Genomic DNA, 10117 nt, shown 5'->3' with positions numbered 1-10117 from the left:
GTCGAGCCGGTCGCGCGCGCCGGGCAGCGACGGCGGCCCGCCGATGGCGGCGACCGCGCGGCGGCCGGACAGCAGCAGGTGCTCGGCCGCCTGCCGGCCGCCGTCCTGGTTGTCCACGTCGACGTACGGCAGCTTGAGGTCGTGCGGAGGACGTCCGATGTTCCGCACCGGAACCCCGGACGTGCACAGCTTGATCGCCAGGGGGTGACGTTCCCTGGCGCCGATGATGAGGACCGCTCCGGCCAGCTCCGGGAGGACGGAGGCGGTGGGGGTCACGGTGGTGACCATGAGCTGTGTGCCGTGCTCGGCGAGCACGGCCCCGGCGGCCGACAGCAGCCGGGCGTAGTAGGGCTCGGAGAACAGTCGGGGCAGGTGGTCGCAGACCACCGCGGTGACCCCGGCGGCCGGTCCTTTGGCCCCCGTTCCCCTGGGCGCGCGATGGCGGACGTATCCCATGCGGGACACCGCGTCGTAGACCTGTCGCCGGGTTGAGGTGCTGACCCGTACGGAACCGGTCAGGACCCTTGAGGCGGTCGCGGGAGAAACCCCCGCGGCTGCCGCTACCTGTGCCAGTGTGGGCTGCTCAGACATGGGAGCACCTCGCGGAAGATCCTGGGAGCGCTCCCACGTTACCAATGTTTCGCCCCCGTTAACAGGGCGATTTGACCACTGTTGTCAGCTTGAGGCCCGCGGGCACAGGGTGCGCGCGGGCCTCGAAACAGCCGTGCCGGGTGTCAGCCCAGTTGGTCGTCCAGGACCGGGTCCTCCGTGGTCCTGTTGGGCTCCCTGTCAGTGTCGTCCGGCTGCGTCCGCACGGGAGCGCAGCTGGAGCCGCAGCCGCCGAAGCGGGAGGAGTTGATCGGGTGGAACTGGGTGGGCTCCGTGTCCTTGAGCGCCGCCAGGAAGGTGTCCTTCCAGATCGGCCCCGGCACGCTCGCGCCGAACACCGAGCCGAAGTAGCGTCCGCCGATCGTCACGCCGTTGAGCTTGTGGTTGATCGCGCCGCGCGGGTCGCCGATGCTCACCGCGCCCGCCAGGTCCGGGGTGAACCCGGCGAACCACGCGGTGGCCTGGGCGTCGGTGGTGCCGGTCTTGCCCGCGGCGGGCCTGCCGATGCCGCCGACGCCCCGCATGGTGCCCTTGGTGAAGACACCGCTCAGGATGTTGGCCGCGGCGTCCGTGACCTCGGGGTCGATCGCCTGGCGGCACTCGGGGGCGTACTTGGTCACCTTGCCGTTGCGGTCGGTGATCTGGGTGATGGCCATCGGCGCGCAGTACTTGCCGCGCGCCGCGATGCCCGCGTAGGCGGCCGCGACCGTGACCGGGTCCATCTCGTTGATCCCGAGCGTGAACGTCTCGACCTCGCGCAGGGGAGTGCCGTCAGCCCGCTTGATGCCCAGCTTCTGGGCGGTCTTGACCGTGTCGCAGAGGCCGACCTTCTGCTCCAGCGTCAGGAAGAACGTGTTGACCGAGCCCCAGGTGCCGGTCTGCAGCGACTTGAAGCCGGTGCCGCCCTCGTCGTTGGTGACGGTGTGGGTGGGGTCGCCGATGTTCTCGCCCTTGCAGTTCTTGAACGAGGAGTAGTAAGGGGGGCGGTAGCCCTGGCCGACGGTGAAGCCGTCGCTGATCTTCATTCCCTCGTCGAGGGCGGTGAGCAGTGTGAACGTCTTGAACGTCGAACCTGCCTGGAAGCCGATGCCGCCGCCGTGCGCCGCGTCGGCCGCCAGGTTGATCGACATCTCACGCTTGCGCTTGTTGGTGCCGTACTTCCGGCTGACCGCCATCGCCTTGATCGCTCCGGTGCCCGGCTGGATCAGGGCCTCGCTGGCCACCGGGGTGTCGGTGGGGAAGACGTGCTTCTTGATCGCCTTCTCGGCCGCCGCCTGCATCTTCGGGTCGATCGTGGTCTTGACCTCCAGGCCGCCGCGGTTGAGCAGCGCGGTGCGGGCCTTCTGGGTCTTGCCGAACGCCTTGTTCTTGATCATCTCGTTGCGCACGTACACGCAGAAGTACGGGTACGTGCTGGCCTCGCAGCCGCCGGGCAGCCCGGTGGCCTTGTAGCCGAGCTTGTGCGCCTTGGCCTCGGCGGCCTGCTCCGGGGTGATCTTGCCCAGCTCGGCCATGCGGTCGAGCACCACGTTGCGCCGGTCGAGGAGGCGGTCGCGGAACTTCTTGCCGCGGTTGGGGTCGGTCATGTTCGGGTCTTGGACGGCGCCGGCGAGCGTGGCGGCCTGCCACAGGTTCAGCTTGGCGGCGGAGACGCCGAAGAAGCGCCGGGCCGCGGCCTCCACGCCGTACGCGCTGGCCCCGAAGTAGGCGATGTTCAGGTATTTCTCGAGGATCTGGTCCTTGGTGTACTTCTCCTCGACGGCCATGGCGTAGCGCAGCTCGTTGAGCTTACGGCCGTAGGTGGCCTCCGTCGCCTTGCTCTTGTCCTCGTCGGTGGTGGCGTTGTTGTACAGCACCTGCTTGACGTACTGCTGGGTGATGCTGGAGCCGCCCTGCGCGGTGCGGCCGGTGCCCAAATTCTTCGCCAGGGCGCGGATCGTGCCCTCGATGTCGATCGGGCCGTGCTGGTAGAAGCGGAAGTCCTCGATCGAGATGATCGCGGTCTTCATCAGGTCGGAGATCTGGTCGAAGCCGACGACGATGCGGTACTGCTCGTAGAACTGGGCGATCTTGTTGCCCTTGGCGTCGACGATCCTGGTCATCTCGGCGGGGGGCGGCTCAGGGAGGTCTGCCGCCTTGAGGTTCAGCTCCTCCGCGCCGGTCTTGAACAGCGCCCCCGCGCCGCCCACGGCGGGTAGGGCGATGGCGGCGACCAGCACGCCGGCGGCCGCTCCCGCTCCGACAAGACGCGCGACGCTCCCGACAATCACATCGATCCCCCCTAATGGCCTTAGGATCTAGCCTATCGCCAGTAGGTAGTGGGAACGAACGATGCGTAAGAGACTAACGCGGCAAACGACGATAGAGGGGGCGATTGCTTATGCGGACGAGCACGGCATCAACGCGCTCTCCATCAGCGCCCTGGCACGTCATCTGGGCGTCGCCGCGCCCAGCCTGTACGTGCACCTGCCCAACGGGCTGAAGGAGCTGCGCGCCGCCCTCTCCGTCCAGGGCCATCTGGGCCTCGCCGACCGCTGCCGCCGCGCCGCGACGGGCCGTTCCGGCGCCGACGCCCTGCGCGCCATCGCCCACGCCGAGCGCGAGTACGCGTGCGCCCACCCGGCCCTGTACGCGGCGACCGCCTTCGCCGTGGACGACCAGGAGGTGCGCAGGGCCGCGGAGGAGGCGGCCGCCGTCACGGCCGAGGTCCTGGCGCTCGGGCCGCTCACCGCCGCCGTGCGGGCGCACGTCGCCCGGGGGATCCGCAGCGCGGTCCACGGGTTCTGCGCGCTGGAGTCCGCGGGCGTCCTCGTGCTGCGCGCGCCGGCCGACGAAAGCCCGCGCGCCGACGACAGCTTGCGGACCGACGACAGCCCGCGCGCCGACGACGGCCTGCGGGCCTCGGTGGAGGACAGCTTCGCGTGGCTGGTCGACGCGCTGGTGACCAAGGCCATGGAGACCGTCGCGGGGGCGACCGCCGCGTGGGAGAGTGGGCCCCGATCGACCTGATGAGAACGCGGCGACGCCCCCGCCGTGAGGTCGTCCCCCTGTAATCCCAGCTTGACGCAGGTGTGCGGGGCCCGGCGCACGTTTCGAAGATCCTGTAAGTGGCCCCCGCGAGAGCCTCTCCTCTTGTTACGGCAGGCCGCCCCCACCGCCACCCGCCGCCCATGGCTGAGGGCCTCCAGGAGGACGCCCTCTGACCGGACGGTGGCGCGCCGCCGTTACGCGCGTGTTCTCAGCCGGTGGCGTGGGCAACCCGAGCCCGGTGCACGAGCTGTGACGGCCCAGGCCCGATACTGGGGAGATGGTGATGGACGCGGCCCTCGTGGCACGGCTGTTCGGCCTGGGCGAGCCGCGCTCCGAGCCCGTGCCGCTCACGGGCTACGGCACGGCCGGGGCCTGGCGGCTGGACACCGATCGCGGCCGGTGGGCGGTCAAGGCCGTCACACCCGTGGAGCCGTGGGAGCCGGTGGCGATGCGGGATGCGGGGGAGCTGGAGCGGGGCGCGCTGGCGGCGGGCCTGCTGGTGCCCCGGCCGGTGGAGCCGCGAGGTGACTCCTTCGGCTACTGGGCGGCCGTTCCCGGCCGGGCCGGGTACGTGCGGGTCAGCGAGTGGGTCACCGGTGACCAGCCGCGGATACCCGTGGACAAGCCGCTGGCCGCCTGGCTGGGGGAGACCGTCGCCGCACTGGCGGACGTGGCCCCGCCCGCCTCCGCCGGGCACGGCAGGGGGTACGCGTTCCTGTCCGAGGACGAGTGGCGCGAGCGGGCCGGGGCGGCGGAGGCGCTGGTCGGACGGCAGGAGGCCCGGGAGCTGCTGGCCGCCGCCGGGGAGGCCACCGCGATCGTCGAGGCGGGGCTGGCGAACGCGCCGCCCATGGTGGTCTGCCACCGCGACATCAGCTTCCGGAACATCCTGCTCACCTCCGGCGGCCCGGCCCTGATCGACTTCGACCTGGCGGGGCCCGAGTCGCCCTGGTGGGAGCTGGTGCACTTCGCGTTCCTGGTGGCCTGCGCCAGCCTGGGCGGCGACGAGCCCGAGCCGGTGCTGGTCGCGGCGGCCGTCTCCGCCTACGCCGAGCGCGGCGGCCCGGTGGGCGCGGCCGGCACACTCGCGTTCACCGGCCTGCTGCGCGGCATGCTGGAGTGGGCCGCGGGCAGTCTGGAGCTGGCACCGGCCTCGGGGCGGGCCAGGGCCGAGTTCGTGCACGCGGCCCGGGTGCTGCCGGTGATCGTACGGTCCCTGGACCGCTGGGCCGACCTGCTGGAGAGATCGTGATCGACGCCGTCCACCCCGTCCGCAGGATCGGCCGCCGCGAGTTCGACTTCTCGCGGCAGGTGGCGATCATGGCGATCGTGAACAGGACGCCCAACTCCTTCCACGACCAGGGCCGGACGTTCGAGCTGACCAGAGCCGTCGAGGCGGCCCAGCGGGCGATCGAGCAGGGGGCCGACTGGGTGGACGTCGGCGGGTTCGCCTTCAGCGCGGCCCAGTCCGGCATCGGCGTCGATGAGGAGATCGACCGGGTGGTGCCGGTCATCGCCGAGATCAGGAGCGTGACGGACGCCGTCATCTCGGTCGACACCCATCGGGCGGACGTCGCCAAGGCCGCCATGGCGGCCGGGGCCGACGTGATCAACGACACCAACGGCCTGCGCGAGCCCGGCATGGCCGAGGTCGCGGCCGGGACCGGCGCGAGCGTGATCGTCACCCACAGCCTCGGCGGCCCGGGGCGGGCGGTGGTCAGGCCGACGTACGAGGACGTCGTGGCGGAGGTCGCGGCCTTCCTGCGCGAACGCGTCAGGTTCGCGCTGGACGCGGGCGTCGCGCCCGAGCGGATCATCATCGACCCCGGCCACGACCTGAACAAGAACACCTTCCACTCGCTGGAGCTGATGCGCAGGCTGGAGGAGATCACCTCGATCGGCTACCCGACGCTGGTGGCGCTGTCGAACAAGGACTTCATCGGCGAGACCCTCGACCGCCCGCAGAACGAGCGGACGGAGGGGACGATCGCCGCGAACGTCACCGCCATCCTGCGCGGGGCGCGGATCCTGCGGGTGCACGACGTGCCCGCCACCGTGGCCGCCGTCCGGATGACCGAGGCCATGCTCGGCTGGCGACCGCCGCTCGCCCCCCGCCACAACCTCGACTGAAGCCGCCACGGATTTCGGCTGAAGCCCGCCACCGACCTCGGCCGAAGCCCGCCGCGCCCTCACCACGACCCCGGCCCACCCGGCGGATAACCTGGAGTCAAGGGAGGGCGTACATGACAGAGCGCAAACCTGGCGGCATGAGCTTCGAGTCGTGGATCGACAGGCAGATCCGTGAGGCGACCGAGCGCGGCGAGTTCGACAATCTGCCCGGCACCGGCAAGCCCATCCCCGATCTCGACAAGCTCGACGACGAGATGTGGTGGGTCAAGAGGAAGGTCGAGAAAGAGGGCCTGAGCATGCCGCTGCCCCCGACGCTCGCCCTGCGCAAGGACGCGGAGGCGGCCCTCAAGGAGGCGGCGGGCGCCAGGACGGAGGCCGAGGTCCGGCGGATCGTCGAGGAGATCAACGCCCGCATCCGCCGGGCGATCAGGACCGGCCTGCAGGGGCCGCCGCTCAACCTGATGCCCTTCGACGTCGAGCGCGTCGCCGCCGAGTGGCGGCGCGACAACCAGCGCTAACGGCCCCAGTAGCTGTCGGTGATGGGCTCACCGCCGGCCAGCTCGGAGAACAGGTCCTCCCACATCGGCATCACCGCCTCGGGGGAGTAGCCGCCGGCCGTGCGCTTGGCCGCCGCGCCCATCCGCACCCGCAGCGGCCGGTCGGACATCAGCCGGTCGAGCGCCTCGGCCAGCGCGCCGACGTCCTCGGCCGGCACCAGCAGGCCGTCCTTGCCCGGCGTGAGCACGTCGGCGGGCCCGGTCGGGCAGTCGAAGGCGGCGACCGGCAGCCCGTGCCCCATGGCCTCGATCATCACCATCGGCAGGCCCTCGAAGCGGGACGACAGCGCGTACACCGACGCCCCGGCCAGCTTCTCCTCCAGGCGGTCGGTGCGGCCCATGAGCTGCACCCGCTCGTCCATGCCCAGCTCGCTGACCAGCCCGGCCAGCTCGGCCTTCCTGGGGCCGCCGCCGTAGATGCGCAGCCGCCAGTCGGGATGCGCCTTCGAGGCCTGCTGGAACGCGGGGATGAGCAGGTCGAAGCCCTTCTGCTTGACCAGCCGCCCGGCCGCGACCACCACGGGGTTGCGCTGCTTGGACACCTCCCCTGACACGTGCACGGCGTTGGGGATGCGCACGATGGGCGTGCCGGGCAGGAGGATGCGGTATTCGACCTGGTTCGTCTTGGTCAGGACGACAACCGCGTCGAAACGGCCGTAGTGGCGGGCGATGTCCTGCTTGATCGTGGCGGGGTAGGCGCCCAGGTTCATGTGGTCCTGGGCGATCTTGATGACGCCCTTGGCGCCGCGGCGGGCGGCTATCAGGTTGAGCGCCGGCCGGGTCGAGACGAGGAAGCCGCCCTCCAGGCCGGAGACGTAGTCGATGACCGCCTTCTCCACCCTTTCGGTGAAGTAGTCGGCGGCGAACTCCCCGAAGGGGACGAGCTTGCCGCGCATCCGCCGCCAGACCTTGCGGCCCAGCGAGTCCTGCTGGACGCCGCTCCGCTGGTCCACCAGGGGCACCAGCGTGACCCGGGGATCGAGGTGGAAGCGGGGCTGCTCGCGCCGCCGCACCGCGCTGGCGATCTCCACGTCGTGACCGGCCGCGGCCATCGCGTTCGCCTGGTGGATCACGGTCCGGATCGTGCCGCCCTGTCCGTAGGCGTGCAGCAGCAGGTATCGGATCTTCATGCGTAGTCCCAGCTCCGGCACATGGCCCGGAGCGTCTCGGGCACCTCCTCGTAGGGGGGAAGCTCACGGCCGGGCTGCACGCTGCCGGAGCGGATCTTGTCCTGCCAGTCCCCGAGTCCTTTCCGCACCACCTCGGGCCTGCCGTACGTGAGCATCTCCCGTTCCCAGGGAACGCCGAGGAAATCGCAGATCGCCCGAGTCTCGCGCTCGGGGTCGGCGGTCAGGTCCTCGTAGCGCACGGTCAGGCCGGTCAGCGCCTTCCTGGCCCGCTGCACCGCCTTCATGTAACGCAGCGCGTCGGCCGCGGCCTCCTCACGGGTGCGCTTGTCGGGGCTGGCCTCGTACCAGGAGGAGGCGATGGAGGCGGGGTGGCGCAGCAGGAAGACGAAGCGGGCGTCCGGCCAGCAGGTGGCGATGCGCTGGTAGGCGAAGGCGTTGGCCGGGGTCTTGTCGACGATGATCCGCTTGCCGCTGCGGACCAGCTCGCGGTGGAGCACCCGGTCCCACAGCAGGTGCTCCAGATCGGCCTGGTTGTGGCCGAGCGCGTCCATCGCCCGCTCCGCCAGCGGTGTGCCGAACCTCACACCCAGCCTGCGCACGTGCAGCTCGTGCGGGGCGTGCATCAGCGAGTGGGCGTCGAGCATGGCGCGCAGCAGCGTGGAGCCCGACCGTACGGGCGACAGGATGAAGACCGGCTCGCTCAGCAGCCTGTCGGCCGGATCGGCGGGCGGCCGGGCCGGGCTCTCCGGGGTCGGCTTGCCGATCCGCGAGAACTGGACGCCGGCGTACTTGCCGAGCGCCGCGTTGACCTTGTGCTGCCAGCTCATGCGGCTGGAGGTTACCCAGCGTTCCTGGCAATTGGCTGGCAGCCGTCCCTCACCGGTGTTCGGTCAGGACCGTGAAATGCCTGATCATGGGGTCGGAGGAGGCCAGGGTCGCGCGGGCGGCGGGGGTGACGTGCTCCCGCTCCCAGTCCTCGCCCGCGAAGCGCCTGACCGCCTGCGGCGAGTCGAACAGCGTGACGGTCCTGATCTCCGTCAGCCCGTCCCTGGGGCGGGCCAGCAGGTACGCGCCGCGGAACCCGGGCACCCCGCCCAGCTCGCGCAGGACCTCCTCCTCGAAGACGAGCCGGTAGCGCTCCGGCGTTCCGGTCGTGGCCCGCCACACGCGGGCGATCATGTCGGTCATGGCGTCGAGTCTGCGCCGCGCGCCGGGCCGGGCGCTTGAACGATCGTGCTCGGCTCCGCGCCGCGTGCTTGAACGATCGTGCTCAGCCGGCCAGCGCCGCCCGCAGTGATCGCGGGGTGTGACCGAACTCCCGTCGCAGGGTCCTGGTCAGGTGCGCGTGGTCGGCGAAGCCGAGGTCCGCCGCCAGGCCCGCCAGGTCGGCGGCGCCCGCGTCGAGGGCGTCCAGGGCGGCGAGGGCACGGACGCGGGCGCGGTGGCGGCTCAGCGTGGTGCCGGTCTCCCGATGGAAGACGCGGCTCAGGTGGTGCGGCGAGCAACCGAGAACGCGGGCCAGGTCGAGGAGGGAGAGCCGGTCGCCCGGGTTCTGGGCCAGCAGCTCCCTGGCGGCGTCGGCGAGCGCCCGCCACGCCCGCCTGGTGGCACGCCCCGGCCCGGCGGGTCGGGGCTCCGCGGCGCGCGGGGAGCCGGTCGGTCCGGCGGGCCGTCCCGACTCGGTGACGCACAGGGCGCCGACCAGCCGGGCGGTACGTTCGGCCAGTTCCAGAGGGTCGGCGGCGCTTCGCGCGGCGGCGACGAGGAGCCGGTGGGCCAGGGCCGCCGCTCCGGTCACGGGGATGGCGCCCTGTCGCAGACCCGCCGCGTACGGCCCGGACAGGAGCACGGCCGTGCAGACGTCCTGCGCGCCCGGCCGGTGGGCGATGCTCTGCTCGTCGCCGGGGCCGCCCACGTAGGCGAGGGTGGGGTCGGCCAGGAGCGTGTGGCGCCCGGTCCTGGCGCGGAACGCGCCGCTGCGCACGATCATCAACCGGTGCGCGGCGGCCGTCTCGGGCTCCGACCAGGCGGGGGTGTCGGCCCGTACGGTCACCCGCGCCAGCTCGAAGCCGTCGCCGGACACAAGGGGCAAAACTGTGCGCACGCCCGCACCGTACCCCCGCGACGGGTCGCTCCGCGCCTTCCAAGGTACGGGCGTGGCGCTCCCCGATCCTTCGCCGATTACTACATACAGTGATGAGGCAACATCACTTCGTGGTTTACAGGGGGAATCATGAGAGGTGGCCTTATGGCCGCGGGCGGCGTGCTGATCGCCGCCGCCGCGATGGTCGGGTCCATGGCCGGCACAGCCGCTGCCAGCGACTGGCACGACTATGACCGTGTCGGCCACAACTGCAGCAGTGCCATGACCGACGCGTCCACCTGGCAGCGGGTCGACGGCAGGGACGTCTGGCAGGGCACCCGCGACGCCTCGAGCTGCAAGCGGGACTCCCGCTGGGGCTGGGGTCGCGGCAACTACGGCTGGGACCGCGGCAACCACGGCTGGGGGCACCGCCACTGGGGCCACGGCGACCGCCGCAACTACAACGGCTGGGACGAGTTCCTCTGGAACAACTGACCGTTCAGCGGGCAGTGCCGGCCCGGTGTCCGCTTCCCCGGGCACCGGGCCGGTGCCTTTTCACCAGGCGGGGGGTTTTTGTG

The 10117-nt window shown here is 71.6% G+C and carries 11 protein-coding genes; 5 read left to right on the top strand and 6 right to left on the bottom strand.

Annotation, left to right across the window (positions count from 1 at the left end; all coding sequences use genetic code 11):
• Both KME77_RS21380 and KME77_RS21375 read right to left on the bottom strand, forming a co-directional pair.
• A partial coding sequence (locus KME77_RS21380; RefSeq protein ID WP_219470520.1) for a LacI family DNA-binding transcriptional regulator occupies positions 1-591 on the bottom strand: 591 nt, incomplete at its 3' end.
• A 143-nt stretch (positions 592-734) separates the two neighbouring features.
• Positions 735-2879, bottom strand: a complete 2145-nt coding sequence (locus KME77_RS21375; protein ID WP_308250809.1) for a transglycosylase domain-containing protein — start codon at positions 2877-2879, stop codon at positions 735-737.
• Positions 2880-2940: 61 nt separating this feature from the next.
• On the opposite strand from KME77_RS21375, the gene KME77_RS21370 reads away from it, so the two are divergent.
• The 4 genes from KME77_RS21370 to KME77_RS21355 all read left to right on the top strand — a co-directional run bounded on the left by KME77_RS21370 (position 2941) and on the right by KME77_RS21355 (position 6287).
• Complete coding sequence (locus KME77_RS21370) at positions 2941-3618, top strand: TetR/AcrR family transcriptional regulator (RefSeq protein WP_219470518.1); 678 nt, start codon at positions 2941-2943, stop codon at positions 3616-3618.
• A 304-nt stretch (positions 3619-3922) separates the two neighbouring features.
• Complete coding sequence (locus KME77_RS21365) at positions 3923-4891, top strand: aminoglycoside phosphotransferase family protein (protein WP_219470516.1); 969 nt, start codon at positions 3923-3925, stop codon at positions 4889-4891.
• Positions 4888-5769 carry a dihydropteroate synthase gene (gene folP / locus KME77_RS21360; protein ID WP_308250808.1) on the top strand — a complete coding sequence of 294 codons (882 nt, stop codon included), beginning with the start codon at positions 4888-4890 and terminating at the stop codon, positions 5767-5769. Before KME77_RS21365 ends, folP begins: the two co-directional genes overlap by 4 nt.
• A 113-nt stretch (positions 5770-5882) precedes the next feature.
• The gene (locus KME77_RS21355) at positions 5883-6287 is read left to right on the top strand and encodes a DnaJ family domain-containing protein (RefSeq protein ID WP_219470513.1); all 405 of its coding nucleotides are present in this window, start codon (positions 5883-5885) and stop codon (positions 6285-6287) included.
• Here KME77_RS21355 and KME77_RS21350 read toward each other — a convergent pair.
• The 4 genes from KME77_RS21350 to KME77_RS21335 all read right to left on the bottom strand — a co-directional run bounded on the left by KME77_RS21350 (position 6284) and on the right by KME77_RS21335 (position 9560).
• Positions 6284-7456 (bottom strand): glycosyltransferase family 4 protein, encoded by a 1173-nt coding sequence (locus tag KME77_RS21350; protein ID WP_219470512.1) that lies wholly within the window; start codon positions 7454-7456, stop codon positions 6284-6286. The genes KME77_RS21355 and KME77_RS21350 overlap by 4 nt on opposite strands.
• Positions 7453-8283, bottom strand: a complete 831-nt coding sequence (locus KME77_RS21345; RefSeq protein ID WP_219470510.1) for a sulfotransferase family protein — start codon at positions 8281-8283, stop codon at positions 7453-7455. Before KME77_RS21345 ends, KME77_RS21350 begins: the two co-directional genes overlap by 4 nt.
• 49 nt (positions 8284-8332) lie before the next feature.
• Positions 8333-8644, bottom strand: coding sequence for a hypothetical protein (locus KME77_RS21340; RefSeq protein ID WP_219470508.1), 312 nt, complete (start codon positions 8642-8644; stop codon positions 8333-8335).
• Positions 8645-8726: 82 nt separating this feature from the next.
• Positions 8727-9560: a helix-turn-helix domain-containing protein gene (locus tag KME77_RS21335; RefSeq protein WP_219470506.1), complete on the bottom strand. Its 834-nt coding sequence runs from the start codon at positions 9558-9560 to the stop codon at positions 8727-8729.
• Positions 9561-9689: 129 nt separating this feature from the next.
• Here KME77_RS21335 and KME77_RS21330 point away from each other — a divergent pair, with 129 nt between their 5' ends.
• Positions 9690-10034: a hypothetical protein gene (locus KME77_RS21330; protein ID WP_219470503.1), complete on the top strand. Its 345-nt coding sequence runs from the start codon at positions 9690-9692 to the stop codon at positions 10032-10034.
• The last annotated feature ends 83 nt before the right edge of the window (positions 10035-10117 follow it).

It is taken from the genome of Nonomuraea rhizosphaerae, assembly GCF_019396405.1.
In the GTDB taxonomy this organism is placed as follows: domain Bacteria; phylum Actinomycetota; class Actinomycetes; order Streptosporangiales; family Streptosporangiaceae; genus Nonomuraea; species Nonomuraea rhizosphaerae.
The sequence above is the reverse complement of the archived record's forward strand: the minus strand, read 5'-3'. Positions and strand labels throughout refer to the sequence as shown.

Excerpts from the sequence above, each read along its gene's own strand:
- KME77_RS21370 (WP_219470518.1), top strand. The coding sequence starts at position 2,941 with ATGCGTAAGAGACTAACGCGGCAAACGACGATAGAGGGGGCGATTGCT.
- KME77_RS21365 (WP_219470516.1), top strand. The coding sequence starts at position 3,923 with ATGGACGCGGCCCTCGTGGCACGGCTGTTCGGCCTGGGCGAGCCGCGC.
- KME77_RS21355 (WP_219470513.1), top strand. The coding sequence starts at position 5,883 with ATGACAGAGCGCAAACCTGGCGGCATGAGCTTCGAGTCGTGGATCGAC.
- KME77_RS21350 (WP_219470512.1), bottom strand. The coding sequence starts at position 7,456 with ATGAAGATCCGATACCTGCTGCTGCACGCCTACGGACAGGGCGGCACG.
- KME77_RS21345 (WP_219470510.1), bottom strand. The coding sequence starts at position 8,283 with ATGAGCTGGCAGCACAAGGTCAACGCGGCGCTCGGCAAGTACGCCGGC.
- KME77_RS21340 (WP_219470508.1), bottom strand. The coding sequence starts at position 8,644 with ATGACCGACATGATCGCCCGCGTGTGGCGGGCCACGACCGGAACGCCG.
- KME77_RS21330 (WP_219470503.1), top strand. The coding sequence starts at position 9,690 with ATGAGAGGTGGCCTTATGGCCGCGGGCGGCGTGCTGATCGCCGCCGCC.